Origin of the sequence: Halorussus rarus (assembly GCF_003369835.1) — an archaeon.
Taxonomy (GTDB): domain Archaea; phylum Halobacteriota; class Halobacteria; order Halobacteriales; family Haladaptataceae; genus Halorussus; species Halorussus rarus.
Genome location: NZ_QPMJ01000001.1, coordinates 1,563,732 through 1,578,980 on the forward strand (window position 1 = coordinate 1,563,732; position 15,249 = coordinate 1,578,980).

Annotated in this window: 12 protein-coding genes; 6 read left to right on the forward strand and 6 right to left on the reverse strand. The window is 70.7% G+C overall.

Features of this window, described 5'->3' with window-relative positions; translation table 11 throughout:
- Positions 1–36 precede the first annotated feature (36 nt).
- The 4 genes from dinB (at position 37) to DVR07_RS07515 (ending at position 5,020) form a co-directional block, all read left to right on the forward strand.
- Positions 37–1,596 carry a DNA polymerase IV gene (dinB, locus tag DVR07_RS07500; RefSeq protein WP_115796108.1) on the forward strand — a complete coding sequence of 520 codons (1,560 nt, stop codon included), beginning with the start codon at positions 37–39 and terminating at the stop codon, positions 1,594–1,596.
- An 86-nt stretch (positions 1,597–1,682) separates the two neighbouring features.
- Positions 1,683–3,005, forward strand: a complete 1,323-nt coding sequence (locus DVR07_RS07505; RefSeq protein WP_115796109.1) for an MFS transporter — start codon at positions 1,683–1,685, stop codon at positions 3,003–3,005.
- 109 nt (positions 3,006–3,114) lie between these two features.
- Positions 3,115–4,665, forward strand: coding sequence for an ATP-binding protein (locus DVR07_RS07510; protein WP_115796110.1), 1,551 nt, complete (start codon positions 3,115–3,117; stop codon positions 4,663–4,665).
- Positions 4,666–4,744: 79 nt separating this feature from the next.
- Complete coding sequence (locus DVR07_RS07515; RefSeq protein WP_115796111.1) at positions 4,745–5,020, forward strand: hypothetical protein; 276 nt, start codon at positions 4,745–4,747, stop codon at positions 5,018–5,020.
- Positions 5,021–5,337: 317 nt separating this feature from the next.
- Here DVR07_RS07515 and DVR07_RS07520 read toward each other — a convergent pair whose 3' ends face one another.
- From DVR07_RS07520 to tpiA, 6 genes are all read right to left on the reverse strand, one after another.
- Positions 5,338–6,612 carry a DUF7405 family protein gene (locus DVR07_RS07520; RefSeq protein WP_115796112.1) on the reverse strand — a complete coding sequence of 425 codons (1,275 nt, stop codon included), beginning with the start codon at positions 6,610–6,612 and terminating at the stop codon, positions 5,338–5,340.
- 48 nt (positions 6,613–6,660) lie between these two features.
- Positions 6,661–7,785: an iron transporter gene (locus tag DVR07_RS07525; RefSeq protein ID WP_115796113.1), complete on the reverse strand. Its 1,125-nt coding sequence runs from the start codon at positions 7,783–7,785 to the stop codon at positions 6,661–6,663.
- An 85-nt stretch (positions 7,786–7,870) separates the two neighbouring features.
- Positions 7,871–8,824 carry a DUF7282 domain-containing protein gene (locus DVR07_RS07530; protein ID WP_162829478.1) on the reverse strand — a complete coding sequence of 318 codons (954 nt, stop codon included), beginning with the start codon at positions 8,822–8,824 and terminating at the stop codon, positions 7,871–7,873.
- An 87-nt stretch (positions 8,825–8,911) separates the two neighbouring features.
- Entirely contained in the window at positions 8,912–10,402 is a 1,491-nt protein-coding gene (locus DVR07_RS07535; protein ID WP_115796115.1) for an LVIVD repeat-containing protein, read from the reverse strand.
- Positions 10,403–10,589: 187 nt separating this feature from the next.
- Complete coding sequence (locus DVR07_RS07540; RefSeq protein WP_115796116.1) at positions 10,590–12,134, reverse strand: DUF192 domain-containing protein; 1,545 nt, start codon at positions 12,132–12,134, stop codon at positions 10,590–10,592.
- 102 nt (positions 12,135–12,236) lie between these two features.
- A complete protein-coding gene (gene tpiA / locus DVR07_RS07545; RefSeq protein ID WP_115796117.1) occupies positions 12,237–12,881 on the reverse strand; it encodes a triose-phosphate isomerase in 645 nt (214 codons plus the stop codon).
- Positions 12,882–12,982: 101 nt separating this feature from the next.
- On the opposite strand from tpiA, the gene DVR07_RS07550 reads away from it, so the two are divergent.
- The gene (locus DVR07_RS07550) at positions 12,983–13,552 is read left to right on the forward strand and encodes a gluconate 2-dehydrogenase subunit 3 family protein (RefSeq protein WP_115796118.1); all 570 of its coding nucleotides are present in this window, start codon (positions 12,983–12,985) and stop codon (positions 13,550–13,552) included.
- Positions 13,549–15,231 (forward strand): GMC family oxidoreductase, encoded by a 1,683-nt coding sequence (locus tag DVR07_RS07555; protein WP_115796119.1) that lies wholly within the window; start codon positions 13,549–13,551, stop codon positions 15,229–15,231. The genes DVR07_RS07550 and DVR07_RS07555 overlap by 4 nt, the downstream gene beginning before the upstream one ends.
- The last annotated feature ends 18 nt before the right edge of the window (positions 15,232–15,249 follow it).

Genomic DNA, 15,249 nt, shown 5'->3' on the forward strand with positions numbered 1-15,249 from the left:
GAACCTTTAAACCGCCGCGACGACCATCCTCCGACAATGACAGGCGGCGGGTCGCGCCTCCCGGGGACGCCGGACGAGGACGGCGGCGACCCCATCGTGCTCCACGTCGACATGGACTGCTTCTACGCGGCCTGCGAGCGCCGCCGCGAGCCCGAACTCGAGGGCGAGCCGGTCGTCGTCGGGATGGGCTACGAGGGCGGCGAGACCCACGGCGCGGTCGCGACCGCGAGCTACGAGGCCCGCGAGTACGGCGTCGAGAGCGCCCAGGCCATCAGCACCGCGCTCGAACGCCTCCCCCGGATGGCCGAGGCCGAGGACCCCGACTCGGACGTCGACCCCGAGGAGGCGGGCCACTACCGGCCGGTCGACATGGACTACTACGAGGAAGTGAGCGCGGAGGTCAAGGAGATACTCCGCGAGTCGGCCGACGTGGTCCGGGAGGTCAGCGTCGACGAGGCGTACCTCGACGTGACCGACCGGACCGGCTGGGAGGTCGCCGAGGGGTTCGCCCGCCACGTCAGGCACCGCATCGACCGCGAGGTCGGCGTCACCGCCAGCGTCGGGGTCGCGCCGAACATGTCGGCGGCGAAGATCGCCAGCGACCACGACAAGCCCGACGGCCTCGTCGTGATCGAGCCCGGCGAGGTTCGGGAGTTTCTCGCGCCGCTCGACGTGGCCGAACTCCACGGCGTCGGCCCGGTCACCGCCCGCGAGCTCCGCGAGATGGGCATCGAGACGGCGGGCGACCTCGCGGCGGCCGACCGCGCGGTCTTGGAGGAGCGGTTCGGCGAGCGCGGCGCCGAGCTGCACCGCCGGGCCCGCGGCGAGGACGACCGCGAGGTGACCCCGCGAGGCCGGCCCAAGAGCCTCTCGCGGGAGTCCGCCTTCACCGAAGCCACGGACGACGACGAGGCCAAGCGCGAGCAGGTCCGGACCCTCGCGGAGGCGGTGGCCGACCGCGCCCGCCGGAAGGGCGCGCTGTACCGGACCATCGGGATCAAGGCCGTGACGCCGCCGTACGACGTCAACACCCGCGCGAAGTCGCTGCCCGGGCCGGTCGACGACCCCGACCTCGTCGAGGAGGTCGCGCTCGACCTCCTGGAGGAGTTCGGCGGCGAGGCGGTCCGGAAGGTCGGCGTCCGGGTGTCGAACCTCTCGTTCGCCGAGGGCGAGCAGGCCAGCCTCGGCGACGCGTGGGTCGCCGGCCAAGAGAACCCGAAGTCGGACTCGGCGGACTCCGAGGCGGCCGAATCCGACGTCGGGGCGACGAGCGACGGGGCGGGAGGCGACGGCCGCGACGCGGACGGCCAGCGCTCGCTCGGCGACCAGTGGGACGGCGAGGCGGCGAACGACGGCGATTCGAGCGAGGAGAAGGTGGTGGAGACGGACCGATCCGGCTCCGGGACGGGGCCCGACCCCGACGGAGACGGCCAGCTCTCGCTCGAAGCGGAGTGGGACGCGGCGGGGGCGAACGGAGACGATTCGCCATCGGGCGGGGACGTCACGGAGTCGGACGAGGCCTCGGAATCGGGCGACGAGCGCGACAACTCCGACGACGCGGACCCCGATGGACAGGTGTCGCTCGCGGACTTCTGACCGGCGGGCGACGGGCGCGGACCGACACGGCCACCACCGTCTGCCGGGACGAGTAGACTGAAAGGCGCCCGGGACAACTCTCGGACGTGAACCGGAACGACCGGTCCATCGTGGGGCTGGTGATGGTCGCCCACGCGATGGTCCACACCTACGAGCTCTCGATCCCCATCCTCGTGACCATCTGGCTCGACCAGTTCGGGGTGACCGCGGGGACGATGGGGTTGGTCGTCTCCGCCGGCTACGCGCTGTTCGGCCTGGGCGCGCTGCCGGGCGGCGTGCTGGCCGACGCCTACGGGTCGCGCCGGCTCATCGTCGCGTGCCTGGCGGGGATGGGCGGGTCGTTCGCCCTGTTGAGCCTCGCCCCGAGCGTCCCGGTGATCGCGGCGGCGCTGGTGCTCTGGGGCGCGGCCGCGAGCGTCTACCACCCCTCGGGCCTCTCGCTGATCAGTACGGGCGTCTCCCAGCAGGGGACCGCGTTCGCGTACCACGGGATGGCGGGCAACCTCGGCATCGCGCTCGGCCCGCTGGCGACCGCGGTGCTGCTCCCGTTCGCCGACTGGCGACTCGTCGTCCTGCTGCTGGCCGCGCCGGCCGCGCTCGCCGTCGTGTACGCGCTCACCGTCGACGTGGACGAAACCGCCGCCGTGGACGACCCGGGCGCCGACGGGAGCGAAACCGTCGACGAGTCGGTCGCCGACGGCGGCGACCCCGCAGCGGAAGCGGAGTCGGACGGCGACCCCGCAGCGGAAGCGGAGTCGGACGGCGACGCCCGCGCCGGCGGGAGCGTGTCGTCGCTCCCCGAACTGGTCGCGGACTCGAAGGCGCTGTTCTCGGGCGCGTTCGTGCTCGTGTTCGGCGTCGTGATGTTCTCCGGGCTCTACTACCGGGGCGTGCTCACCTTCCTGCCCGAACTGCTGGCGAACCAGCCGCTGTTCGACCCCGTGACCCTGGGCGGCCGGGCGATAGAGCCCTCGCGGTACCTCTACGCCGGGCTGCTGGTCATCGGCATCGGCGGTCAGTACGTCGGCGGGAAGCTGACCGACCGCATCCCCGTCGAGTACGGTATCACCGGTGCGTTCGCGACTCTCGCGGTCGTGGCGCTGCTCTACCTGCCCGCGCTCCGCGCCGGCCTGGAGGCGATACTCGCGGCGAGCGCGGTCCTCGGGTTCGCGCTGTTCGTGGTCCAGCCGCTGTACCAGTCCGCCGTGGCCCGGTACACGCCGCCGGGCACCCGGGGGCTCTCGTACGGGTTCACGTACCTCGGCGTGTTCGGCGTCGGCGCGCTCGGCGCGGGCATCGCCGGCCTCGTCCTCGACCTGTTCTCCCCGAGCGCGCTGTTCGCGATGCTGGCCGCGTTCGCGCTCGCCGCGGCGGCGTTCGGGGCCGCGCTCTCGGTTCGGTCGTCGTGACGGCGGTCCGGGCCGGCGGCCCGGCGCCGATTCGGCGACCCGCGTCGGTCCGGGGCGGCGGCGACCCCCGACAGTTTATGAGGGGGCGGTGAGAGGTAGCGGCCGAGAGATGTCCCAGGAGACCATCGACGTCGCCGAGGTGAGCGCCGGGAAAGGGGGCACCGCCGGCGAGCCCGGCGACCCCGTGGAGTTGCCCGTCGTGGAGGTGCTGACCGGCCGCGCGTTCGTGACCGGGAAGAGCGGAAGCGGGAAGAGCAACACCATGAGCGTCATCGCCGAGAAACTCCTGGACGGCGGCTACCCGGTGATGCTGGTCGACACCGACGGGGAGTACTACGGGCTGAAGGAGGAGTACGAGCTGCTCCACGCCGGCGCCGACGAGGAGTGCGACATCCAGGTCAACCCCGAGCACGCCGAGCGGCTCGCCTCGCTGGCGCTGGAGGACAACGTCCCCATCATCCTCGACGTGTCGGGCTACCTCGACGAGGACGACGGCAAGGAGCTCCTGAAGGCGGTCGCCCAGCAGCTGTTCGCCAAGGAGAAGAAGCTCAAGAAGCCGTTCCTGATGGTGGTCGAGGAGGTCCACGAGTACATCCCCGAGGGCGGCGGGATGGACGAGTGCGGCCGGATGCTCATCAAGATCGGCAAGCGCGGGCGCAAGCACGGCCTGGGCATCGCGGGCATCAGCCAGCGCCCGGCCGACGTGAAGAAGGACTTCATCACGCAGTGCGACTGGCTCGTCTGGCACCGGCTCACCTGGAACAACGACACCAACGTCGTCGGGCGCATCCTCGGCAACGACTACGCCGAGGCCATCGAGGACATGGACGACGGCGAGGCGTTCATGACGACCGACTGGTCCGAGGAGACCCGCCGGGTCAAGTTCCACCGCAAGCAGACGTTCGACGCGGGCGCGACCCCCGGCCTCGACGACTTCGAGCGCCCCGACCTCAAGTCGGTCAGCGACGACCTGGTGAGCGACCTCCGCGAGATAAGCGAGGAGGAGAGCCAACGCGAGGACCGCATCGAGGAGCTGGAGCAGGAGCTCCGGGAGAAGGAGAACCACGTCGAGGACCTCGAACGCCAGCTCGAGGAGGCCCGCGAGATGGAGGAGGTCGCCGACAAGTTCGCCAAGGCGATGCTCGACACCTCGCGCAACCGGCGGGCCAACCCCTACATCGACACCGGCGGCGGCCCGCAGGTCCAGCAGCAGGCGGGCCAGGGCGCCCAGCAGGCCGACCTCGGCGGCTTCGAGCAGGCCGAGGCGAAGGACGCCGAGCGCGCCGCGGAAGACGAACGTGACGACGGCGACGGGGACGCGGCGTCGGACGCCGGCGACCGCGACCCGCTCGACGCCGTCCGCGAGGAGCTCGACGCGCTCGAACCGGTCGAGCGCGGGATGCTGGCCTACTACCTCCGGGAGGGCCCGGCCACGCCGGTGGAGGCCCACATCACCGCCGGCGGGGCCGACGACCGCGAGCTCGCCTACAACCACAACCGGACGCTCCGCCGGCGGGGGTTCGTCCAGCACGCCGGCGCCGGCGAGTACGTCGCCGCGCTGCCGAGCCTGCTTGCGGCGCTGACCGACGGCGAGATGGACGACGACAGCCGGAGCGAGGCGCTGTCGGCGGTCGCCGAGGAGCTACCGGACGTGGAGTGAGTCGGCAGCCGGGGAGCGACGTGCCGGACGTTTCCGTCGAGCGAGGGGACTTTTACGGATACGCGGGCTACTCTCGGCCATGAACACGCTGGCGCCGGCGGGCGACGACTGGTGGAAGCTCCCCCAGCACGCCTACGTGGTCGTCTACGACGAGCGCGAAACGGAACTGCTGACCATCTACGACTGCGGCGCGGCCCAGAAACCGCCCTCGGCGCGGGTGCTGGGGAACCTGGTCAGGGTCCGGGCCGACCACGAACTGGAGCGGACCGCAACGGGCTACATCGTCCGGATGCGCGAGGAGTCGGTGCTGGAGAAGCAGGACGAGGATCACTGGCTCATCGTCGACGAGGATTGACCGGGAGCCGCTGTTTGATTCTATCTGACGGTCGCGGAGACACCGCCCGGCGCGAATAGTTGCCTGCAGAGGCGACTGAAATGCACGCGACCGGGCGGCCCCTTTCATCCACCCCACGGCACCGCACCGCGACAGCCTCACGCCTCCCTCGCACGCCTGGCGGACCACGAGGGTCCGCCGTGGGAGCACGCTCCCACGAGCCTCGGCTCGCTCTGCTCGCCGAGACGCCAGCGTGCGCCGGATAGTGCGGTCAAGCGCGGCCGAATATTCAGGTCGAGGAGGTCCGAGAACGGAAGGTAGAGTCCGGCTCGAAGACCTCAACCGAGCTTCGGGAGCGCGCGCCGGTTCCGGGGCGGCAGGAGGTAGTTCCCGCGGCGCTGCACGAACATGTACTCGAGGATGCCGTTGTTGACCCGCTGGCGGATGGTGATCGTGTCAGTGAGGTCCGCGCCGTTCATCGCCTCGCGGGTCTCGACGAAGTCCGAGATGGCCCGCTGGAGCGAGAGGAAGTGGACCCCCGCCTGGTTGCCGTCGGTCGAGTCGAAGTCCCGCCGGAGGATGATGGGCCGGTCGTTCTCGCGGACCTGGGCCTGTTTCTGGGAGTGACCGACGCGGCCGTGTTCGCGGGCGGCCTGCTGGAGGTCGTCCCCGCAGTCGTCGACCCGGCTGGTGTCGCCGAGGCTCTCGCCGGTCCCCTCGACCAGGTTCTGCTCGGCGTGGAACGGACAGAACATCTCGGCGACCCGCTCCTCGTGGTCCTGCTCGCCGTACCAGTCCTCGAGCCGGAGCCGGATCTTCGAGACGTGCTGGGTCGTCCCGTCCGCGAACGGCCCCTCCGGGATGGCGACCCGGTCCTCGGTAGCCTGGTTGCGCTCGTAGCCCGACTTGAACCCCATGTAGAGCGGCGCCTCCTCCGGCACCGGCTCCGAGTCGGGAATCCCCTGGACGTCCTGGTTGTCGGCGGGCAGGCCGTCGCCGATGAACCCCGTCCGGCGGTCGATCCGCTCGAACACCCCCGAGAGTTCGTTCGCCATCTTCACGCCGTTCACCGTCGACTGCTCGCCCAGCAGCGCCTGCTCGGCCGCGAGGACGACCTGGGCGTGGTCGCTGGCGAGGTGGACGACCGCGTCGGGCGTGTCGAACGCCGGGTCCTCGAACGAGGCGAGCGCCTTCGGCTGCGGCAGGTCGACCGACCCGGGCAGCGACGCGTCGAACCGGTCGAAGTACGCCGGCGAGTAGCTCGCGGTGAACAGCAGCCCCCGGTGGCTCCACTCGTAGGCGCGTTCGAGGCTCCGGAACGCCGACTCGACGGTCTGGCGGTCCTGCTGGGACGGCACGCCCTGCTTCCGGTAGTTCAGGTAGAGCAGCACCCGGTGGCGCGGCCCGAGGAAGTTGCCGTGGTCGTCGGTGTTCAGGTACTCGTTCCACGCGAACTGTCGCTCGGGCAGCGACGACTGCCAGTCCGTCCCCCGCGGGGCGTCGGGCGTCCCGAACCGGTCGACGAGCGAGTCGAGCGCCGGCGTCCCACCGATAGCCACGGCCGACCGGACGAACGACCGCCGGGTCACCCCCCGATTCGCACTCGGTGACATTGCTCAATTCTAGCGGCTAATTTATATTGAGGCTTCGGGTGACGCGATTCAGAGCGTCACCGACGCCTCGCCCATCTGGAGGAACGCCGTCTCGTACCCCTCGTGGCGGGCCACCTGCGGCGGAACCGTCGGCCGGATGCTGACCTGGTCGCCCGACTGCAGGCTGCCGACCGGCGCGCCGTAGTGGTAGTTCAGCCGCGGGTCGAGCGTCCGGCGGAGCCGCCCGTCGTAGACGGTCCGGTTCCCCCTGGTGACGGTCGCCTCCAGCCCCATCATCGGCAGGACGAGCCGGTTGTACGGCGTCCGGACCGACACCGCGAGGTAGGGCCTGCCGTCGGCGAGCGGACCCGCCTGGTCGGCGGTGAGCCTGGTTACCACCAGTTTGGCGTCGTCGCTGGTCGCGGTTCCCGCGACCGTTCCGGGGAGCTGGCCCTTCTTCGGCGCGCGTCCGATTGGGAACGACCCCATCTGCATCGGCCTGACGGCTCCCGGCTGGTAGGCCTGCTCGACCTGCCGGATGGTGATCTGGCTCCGAGTCTGCTCGTTGAACGCCAGTTCGACGGTCGCGCTCGCGCCCTCGCCGAACTTCCCCGAGAAGGCGCCGGTGCGCGGGATGCTCATCCCGCCGATGCTGACCTTGACGGTGTAGGTGCCGTCGCCCGGAAGCTGGAAGTTCGCCCCGTAGTGGGCGCCCATCCGCTGGGACAGCATCGGGTAGATGACCTCCTGTGAGACCAGCGAGTCGCCCCGCCGGATCTCGAGCGACACGCCGGCCTCCGGCAGGACGGTGCCGGTCTCGGGGTCCCAGACGACGGCCATCAGGTGGACCGAGTCGCTCTCGCGCCTGGCGTGGCGGGAGAGCTCCGAGCCGGTGACCGTCCAGAACACGTGCGGGATCGTGTACATCACCGCCACCTCGTAGTCGCCCGCCCGCGCGGTCCCCTGCATCGACATCGTCTCGATGAACGACTGGACGTACACCCCGTCCGGGCGCTCGGCCCGGGTCGTCGTCCGCTGCTCGCCCGCGGTCTTCTCCCCGCCGGTCGCGGTCGTCGCTCTCGTCGTCCCGGTCTCCTGTGGCCCCCCGTCACTCGCTCCGGTCGACCGCGCGGCGACCGCCCCGACCCCGGAAGCGAGCGCCGTGCCGAGTGCGAGGTACTCGCGTCGGCGCATGCGTAATCACCGGTTCGACGGCACACGCGGGCTTAACGTTTCGGCTCGGAATCGCGAGGGACCGGCGGCGAAACTGGTGCCGACCTCACGCCGACGCGTTGGTGGTGGTCGGCGTCGGCGTGTTCACCAGCGACGCCGAGGCCTCCGCGGTCGTTGGAGTCGGCGTGTTCACCAGCGACTCGCCCGACGTGGCGCTGGCGGTTGCGGTCGCCGTCGCGTTCCCCGACGTCGGCGTGTTGACGGCGTTCCCATCGCCCGACCCGGTTTTCTCCAGGTTGAAGAACGACCCGACGGTCTCGTTGCCGGCTTGCAAGACGGTATCGGAAGCGGGGTCGAACGACCCGTCCCCGTCGGAGGTGTGGACGACCGCCCAGAGGCTGTACCGGGCGTCGAGCGACCCGTAGTACGACCCGTTCATCGACACCGTCACGTTCTCGTGGGTCCCGGCGGACAGGGCGGTCTGGCCGACGACCTGCCCCGGCGAGTAGTCCTGCTCGGTCGCGTGGATCGCGACGTAGCCGTCCGACGCCAGCGAGACGTTCCGGATCGTCACGTTCGGGCCGTCGGTCGTCTGGCGGACCTCGAACGGGTTGGCGGCGACGACGTACGCCTGCCCGGAATCGGCCTTCGCCACCGGAATCGCTCGCCCGGTGAATCCGCCGAACGACCGGAATATCTCGTCGTCCCCTCGCTCAAACCGGCCGTCGCCGTCGTTCCGGTGGAGCGTGGCCCAGACGGTCACCGTGTCGCCAGCCGAGCGCCAGAACTGCCGGTCCATCCGTATCGGGACCGAGGAGTGGTAGCCCGGGCCGAACTGCCGGACGCCGACCACCTTCCCGGGCTCGCCGCCCTTGTCGGCGTGGAGGACGAGGTACCCCCCGTTCTGGAGGAAGAAGTTCTCGACGACGACGGTGCCGTCGCTCGATACCTGCGGGTCGACCGTGAGGTGGTTGCCGTGCGCCGCCGCGACGCCGGCGAGGCCGGCGGTGACGAGCAGACACGCCACGGCTACCACCGTCGTCCGCGTCCTATCGTGCATGGTTTAGAGGGAGGACGGCCCCGAGCGACGGCCGTCTATCTGCTCCGGCGACGACGGCGCGGGGCCGCCGTCGAACGAGTCGCCCGCCTACTGGTTGTTCTGCCACTGCGCGATGAGCTCCTGCAGCCGGTCGGTCGTCATCTCGACGTTGTCGCCCGCGACGCCCGTGTTCGGCACGGTCTCGCCCTCCTCCCAGTAGGAGACGGCCTGCTCTATCTCGTCGCGCTCAAGCCGGCCGTTGTCGTTCGCGTCGATGGCCTCCTCGACCGAGAGCACCGGCGGCTCCTCGTTGCGGACCCGGAACGTGTAGATGCCGGTCTCGAGGTCGCTGACGACCACGACGTCCCTGCCGGCGTGGTAGTCTGCGCCCCACGCCATCGGGGCCGCCCCGACCCAGGACGCGCCGTTGGCCTGGTCGGCCCGGTCGTCGGTGAGGTACTGGTGGGCGGGCACCGGGTCGGTCGGGTCCGAGATGTCGAACACCACCGCGCCCTCGTGGTAGCAGCCGTCGACCAGCAGCCGGCGGCCGTCCTTGTGGACGACCTGGTGGTTGTGCGTCGTCCAGTCGTAGAGCTCGACGTCCTCGTCCTGCCGGATGGCGTTCGGCCCGTGGGTGAAGCCGATGTGGACCGGGTTCTCGAACGACCCCTGGTCCCAGCCGACGTCGAGGATGTGCTTGCCGCCGGGCAGCCCCGTCCCCTTCTCGTCGCCGAGGACGACCAGGTCGTCGACCGGGTCGGCCGCCGCGAAGTGGGCGAGTTCGTAGCCCGGCGTGCCGACCTCGGTGTACTGAGGCCTGTACTTGTAGTCGAAGGTCCCGACCAGTTGGAGGTTCCGCGGGTCGCTGATGTCGTGGGCGGCGTAGCCCACGAAGTTCCCGGCGATGTACGCCGAGTGGAGCATGTCACGCTGGCGGTCGAGCGTGATGTCGTGGTTCGAACCCATCGGCTCGAACTCCCCGATCATCTGGGGGTTCGCCGGGTCGCTGGTGTCCCACGCCGTGATGCCCTCCGAGACCGCCGACGGGTTCTCGACGTTCTGGAGGTCGCCTATCGGCGAGTTGACCAGGTAGAGGACTGGTTCGCTGTAGTGGGCCTCCATGTTGTGGACGCCCGACGGTCGGTCGATGCGGCCGATTATCTCGGGTTCTTCGACGCTGCCCTGGCCGTACCCGTAGTCGATTATCTCGACACCGCCTTGTCCCTGGTCGTCGTTGGGCTCCTGGCTCCGGTAGTACAGACCGTTGCGGGCGTCGAACTCCACGTCGGCGTTCCGGGTGTGCTCCGACGAGGGAACCCGGTGTGCCTGCTGGGGGTTCGAGAGGTCGCTCAGGTCGACCAGGAACGACCCGCCGGTCCCGAGATAGCTCCCGAGCGCGGCGTACTGGCCGTCGGGTCGGATGGCCTCCTCGGCGTAGCCGCCCTCCGGGTCCGAGAGCAGCGAGTGGCCGAGCCGCTCCAGCCGCCCCCGAACGGTTCGAGATTGGTTCTCCTGTGCCCCTACTGTCCCCGCGCCGCCCGCGACGAGCGTCGTCACACCGAGTGTCTTGAGGAAACCGCGTCGAGTTCTCTCGACCATTCCCTGTGAAACCCCAACACAGATAGTTATGAATATTCGCCATTCTTTGAACACTGGCGCGAATCGATTCTAGTGTCAACCATTTCTGCACGAATCTCGCGGTCGACGGGGAACGCTCTAACTGTCGCCGCGAACCGGCCCGGGTCGCCCGGGTCGGTCCCCGTCGACTCGACCGCGGCCAGCGAGGTTACCCGGACGCGGTCGTCGTCTCGGCCCCCGCGGCTTCTGACTGGTCGCCATCGGTCGTCACCGTCGCCGTGCCTGGTCCCGCTTCGGGAACCGGACCTTCGAAGACGAGCTCCGTGCCCGGACCGACGCCGGTCTCGTTGGCGAACCCGCGCGGGAGTTCGACCACGTACTTCGCCTGCCCGTCGCTACTGTACCGGTCCACCTCCGAGTCCGGGGCGTTCGGCTGGGCCTGGGCGTGTTCGACGTTCAGCACCGTCCCGTTCGGGGCGACGAAGATGATGTCGAGGTCGACGTAGGTGTTCTTCATCCAGAATGTGCGCGGATCGCGCTCGTCGTAGACGAACACCATGCCGCTCCGGTCGGCCAGCGACTGTCGGTACATCAACCCCCGCTGGCGCTCCTCGGACTCGTCGGCGACCCGGAGGGTCACCGTGACGTTGTCGCCGTCGGGCACGACGAACGTCGCGGTCACGTTCCGCTCGACGTCCGTCGTCGCCGGAAGAGTGGTCGTCGTCTCCATCTCAGCGGTCGTCTCGGCACTCTCCTCGGCGGTCGTGGTCGCCATCGCTTCCATAGTCGTCTGCTCCGCCGCCGCGGTGGTCTCGGTCGCAGTGGTCGTCGCGGCGGCCTCGCCCGCGGCGGTCGTGGTGGCGTTCGCCGTCTCGTTCGGGACCGGTTCGCCGCTCAGGTTGACCTGTACGGCCGTTGCGGCCGCCTCCATGCTCTCACCGAAGCCGCTGGCGGAGACGAAGTACGGCCCCTCGGCCGCCTCGCGGTCGGTCCCCAGCAGGACCGAGACGTCGAGCGACTCGCCGGGCGCCAGCGACTCGGTCGACGCCCACGCGGCGTTCTCCTCGCTCCACGTCACGTTCCCCGGTTCGGTGTGGTTCAGCACCGTCCAGTTCGACGGCACGCCGGCGAGGCTGACGACCGGCGCGACCGTCTCGTTCTCGCCCTCGTTGGCGAGCGAGAGCTCTACCGTGACGTTCTCGCCCGGCCGGACCGACTCCGGCCCCGAGGCCGACAGCGACAGCGGCGCCTCGTCGCCGAACGAGCCGACCGGGAACTCCTCGACGGCGGTCGCGACGCTCCCGCCCGCGTCGAACGCCCGGGCCGAGACGTGGTACACCGACTGGGCCGTCTCGTTGGGGAGTCGGAGCGTCACCGAGACGTTCAGCGACTCGCCGGGCGCGAGCGACTCGGTCGACGCCCACGCGGTGTTGGTCTCGCTCCACGTCACGTTCGGGCCGGCCGACTGGGTCACGACCTCCCAGCCGCCCGGCACGTTCGCGAGTTCGACCACCGGCGCCGTGCTCGGTCCGTCGCCGGTGTTGGTCAGCGTGAAGTTGGCGGTGACGTTCTGGCCCGGAACGATGACGCTAGAGCCGTTCGCCGCGAGCTGCAGATCGGCCTCAGCACCCTGTACCCCCACTGCGTCCGACGGCTGGCCCGCCGCGGGCGCGAGCGCGCCCGCCGCGACCAGCGACAGTGCCACGATTACCGGCACCGCGACGGCGAAAACTTCCCCCGATTCGGTTGTCATTTCTCCAGACACAACGCACAAGCTATCCGCATATATTGATTCTGCATAGTATCTCCCGAGGATAATCCAGAATAAATGACCGAAGTGTCGCGAACGCTCCGATTACAGGGGCGCGACGAGGTCCGCCAGCGCCGCCTTCGGGTCGTCGGCCTTGGCGACGCCGCTCGCCAGCAGCACGCCCTCGGCGCCGAGCTCCCGGGCCGACGTCAGGTCCTCGCCGGTCGAGATGCCCGCGCCGCAGTAGACCGGCACCGAGTCGTCGACCGCCTCGGCGGCCGCCACGGCGTCGGTGACCACGTCTGGGTCGGCCTTGCTGACCGGCGTGCCGGTGCCGATGAGTTCGGGCGGTTCGACCGCGACCGCGTCCGGACCGAGCGCGGCGACCGCGCCGATCTGGTCGGGGTTGTTCGCGCAGACGCAGGTCTCGAGGCCCGCGCGCTCGGCGGCGTCGAGCGACGCGTCGATGTCCGCGAGCTTCAGGCGGCGCTCGGAGTGGTTGAGCAGCGTCCCGGTCGCGCCCGCGTCGGCGGCCGCCTCCGCGAGCGTCGACCCGGTGTGGCTGCCGTGTTCGACCGAACTGACGTGCTGGGCCCACGTCTCGACGCCGGTGTCGGCGACGCGGTCGAGGTGGGCGGCCTGGGGCGCCACGGCGATGTCGGCGCCGGTCTCGTCGGCGACCTCGCTGGCGGTGCTCGCGACGTCGACCGGGTCGCACGGGTAGGCCTTCAGGTTGACGACGACCTTCATGGCTGAACCGACCGCCGGGCGCGACTAATAGGTTGCGAGACCGGCAGACGCCGACTCCACATGGCAACCCCTAAGTTTTAGGCTGGCCTAACTCGACCGCGATGGAACTGACGCGCCGGGACGCGCTTGTAGCGCTGGCAGCCGGCGGCGCCGCGGTCGGGGCCGGCGCCGTGGTCGAAGACGGCCGGGTCGCTGAACGACTGCTCGCGGACGACGCCGGCGGGAGTGATGCCGCTGCCAGCGATTCCTCCCCCGAGGACCACCTGGAGACCCTGCTCTCGGTCGCGGACGTGGTCTACCCCGCCGCGGTCTCGGGCGTCGAGGAGTTCGTCCGGACCTACGCGCTGGGCCGCGTCGAGGACCGTCCCGAGTACCGCGCGGGGATGGTCGACGCTGTCTCGACGCTCGACGAGTACGCCCGGACGTGGCACGACGCCCCCTTCCGGGACCTCGACGCCGAGACCCGGGAATCGGTGCTCGACCAGATGGGCGTCGACACCGCCGACCCGGCCCCGGAGGGCGCCGACCGCGAGCGCGTCCGGTACTACCTGGTCAACGAACTGCTGTACGCGCTCTACACCTCGCCCACGGGCGGGAAGCTGGTCGGCATCGAGAACCCCCAGGGCCACCCAGGTGGGACCGCGAGCTACCGGCGGGGGCCGCAGGGATGACGGAACGCGAGGGGAGCGCGCCATCGGCGTCGGCCGGCGGGGACGTCGATAGAACGCCCTCGGAACGCGCCGACGTCTGCGTCGTCGGCGCCGGGCCGGCGGGCGCACTGGTCGCCCACCGCCTCGCCGAGCGGGGTCGCGATGTGGTGGTGCTGGAGGCCGGCGAGCGGTTCGACCCCGCCGACCGCGAGCGCCGGATGGAGCGCTCGATCCGGCCCGGCCACGACCCCCTCTCGGTCTGGGAGCTGGGCGGCCCGCGCGACGCGTACGCCTCCGAGGGCGAGCGGTTCTACCCGCTGAACCGGGCCCGGGTCAAGGGCGTCGGCGGGTCGACCCTCCACTGGCAGGGGATGGTGATGCGCCTCCACGAGTCGGACTTCGAGGAGTGGCCCATCGACTACCGGGACCTCCGGCCGTACTACGCCGAGGCCGAGCGAGCGCTGGGAGTCGCCGGGGCCGACGACAACCCGTACGCGCCGCCCCGCGAGGAGCCGTTCCCGCTGCCGGCCTTCGGGCCCTCCTACAGCGACTCCATCTTCGCCGAGGCCTGCGAGCGCCTCGGCGTGACGATGCACTCGGTGCCCAACGCCCGCAACTCCGAGGGCTACGACGGCCGGGGCGCCTGCGTCGGGTACGGGACCTGCAAGCCGGTCTGTCCGTCCGGCGCGAAGTACTCGGCCGATCACCACGTCCGGAAGGCCGAGGCGGAAGGGGCGCGCGTCCTCGACCGAGTTCCGGTCCAGCGCCTCGTCCACGACGATGCGGGCGAGCGCGTGACCGCCGCGGTGTACGCCACGCCGGAGGGCGAGACCCACCGCCAGGAGGCCCGGGAGTTCGTCTTGGCCGCGGGCGGCGTCGAGATTCCCCGCCTCCTGCTGCTCTCGGAGTCCGAGCGGTACCCCGACGGCCTCGCCAACTCCTCCGGGGCGGTCGGCCGGTACTTCATGGACCACCTGTTCGCGGGCGTCGGCGGCACCCTCGACCGCCGGACCCGCCAGAACCACGTCGGGTTCATCACCAGCGAGTGCCACCAGTTCTACGACGACCCGACGCGGGGGACCGAGGGCCGGGGCACGGACGGGTCGGCGAGCGGAATCCCGGCGTGGTCCCGCGGGGGCGACGAACCCGTCCCGGGCCCCATCAAACTTGAGTTCCTCAACTACGCCGGCCCCTCGCCGGTCGAGACGGCGCTGTCGGGCGACGAGTGGGGCGACGACCTGCTCGACACGCTCCGGGAGGGGTACGGCAACGCGATCGCGACGGGCGGACTGGTCGGCCAGCGCCCACGGAAGGAGAACCGCATCGCGCTGGACCCGACCACGACCGACGACCACGGCAATCCCGTGCCCGAGATCCACTGGCGCCTCGACGCCCGGACGAGGGCCACGCTCCGGCGCGCGAACGAGATCCAGCGCGCGGTCATGGACGAACTCGGCGCGGACGTCTCGTGGACCGTCGGTCCGGAGAACACCGGCCCGGCGTTCCATCACATGGGAACTACCCGCATGGGAACCGACCCGGCCGAGAGCGTGGTGAACCCCCGACTCCGGACCCACGACCTCCGGAACCTCTCGGTCGCGTCGAGCAGCGTCTTCGCCACGAGCGGGGCGCTCAACCCGACGCTGACCATCGCGGCGCTCGCGCTGAAGGCCGCCGACCACGTCGACGAGCGACTGTAGTGTTGGGGGCGGGCGCCC

What these genes read in the sequence shown, in the direction of transcription:
- dinB (WP_115796108.1), top strand. Translation starts at nt 37, where the DNA reads ATGACAGGCGGCGGGTCGCGCCTCCCGGGGACGCCGGACGAGGACGGC.
- DVR07_RS07510 (WP_115796110.1), top strand. Translation starts at nt 3,115, where the DNA reads ATGTCCCAGGAGACCATCGACGTCGCCGAGGTGAGCGCCGGGAAAGGG.
- DVR07_RS07515 (WP_115796111.1), top strand. Translation starts at nt 4,745, where the DNA reads ATGAACACGCTGGCGCCGGCGGGCGACGACTGGTGGAAGCTCCCCCAG.
- DVR07_RS07520 (WP_115796112.1), bottom strand. Translation starts at nt 6,612, where the DNA reads ATGTCACCGAGTGCGAATCGGGGGGTGACCCGGCGGTCGTTCGTCCGG.
- DVR07_RS07525 (WP_115796113.1), bottom strand. Translation starts at nt 7,785, where the DNA reads ATGCGCCGACGCGAGTACCTCGCACTCGGCACGGCGCTCGCTTCCGGG.
- DVR07_RS07530 (WP_162829478.1), bottom strand. Translation starts at nt 8,824, where the DNA reads ATGCACGATAGGACGCGGACGACGGTGGTAGCCGTGGCGTGTCTGCTC.
- DVR07_RS07535 (WP_115796115.1), bottom strand. Translation starts at nt 10,402, where the DNA reads ATGGTCGAGAGAACTCGACGCGGTTTCCTCAAGACACTCGGTGTGACG.
- DVR07_RS07540 (WP_115796116.1), bottom strand. Translation starts at nt 12,134, where the DNA reads ATGACAACCGAATCGGGGGAAGTTTTCGCCGTCGCGGTGCCGGTAATC.
- tpiA (WP_115796117.1), bottom strand. Translation starts at nt 12,881, where the DNA reads ATGAAGGTCGTCGTCAACCTGAAGGCCTACCCGTGCGACCCGGTCGAC.
- DVR07_RS07550 (WP_115796118.1), top strand. Translation starts at nt 12,983, where the DNA reads ATGGAACTGACGCGCCGGGACGCGCTTGTAGCGCTGGCAGCCGGCGGC.
- DVR07_RS07555 (WP_115796119.1), top strand. Translation starts at nt 13,549, where the DNA reads ATGACGGAACGCGAGGGGAGCGCGCCATCGGCGTCGGCCGGCGGGGAC.